At 60.8% G+C, this 418-nt stretch carries 1 protein-coding gene; it reads right to left on the bottom strand.

Annotated elements, in window-relative coordinates:
• Positions 1 to 418 (bottom strand): Na/Pi symporter (locus tag PAT3040_RS39415; RefSeq protein ID WP_258235328.1); only part of this gene is annotated, 418 nt, incomplete at both ends.

Raw genomic sequence — 418 nt, 5'->3', positions numbered from 1 at the left:
CCGATGCCCGCCGCCCCGCTATGAACGGCGGCGGTAATGGCGGCGCCGGCAGCCATTCCCCACCATAACGAGTCGCTGGCATGTCCAAGGAACCAGTCGAACATGCCGCTCTCCTGCAGGTAGGGGCCGATAGACTGCATCATGTTTAGGCCGGCAAGCACGAGACCGAAGCCGCATACGGCGACGGAAGCGGAGCGGAGCGGCATAAGCCAGCGAAGACGATCCAGTCCGGGCCATATCTTAATCTCGCCCAGCAGGGCGGTGAGCAGCCATGCCAAAATGGATGAGACGAGCATTGGAATCGCCGCTTGGCCAATATTTAGACCTATGAGCTCGGTAGTCAGGCATGTGCCGATGTTGGTGCCCAGTATGATGCCTAGCGTGCGAGGGAACGACAGCAGGCCGGCGTTAACGAACC

Origin of the sequence: Paenibacillus agaridevorans (assembly GCF_003112455.1) — a bacterium.
GTDB lineage: Bacteria > Bacillota > Bacilli > Paenibacillales > Paenibacillaceae > Pristimantibacillus > Pristimantibacillus agaridevorans.
The sequence above is the reverse complement of the archived record's forward strand: the minus strand, read 5'-3'. Positions and strand labels throughout refer to the sequence as shown.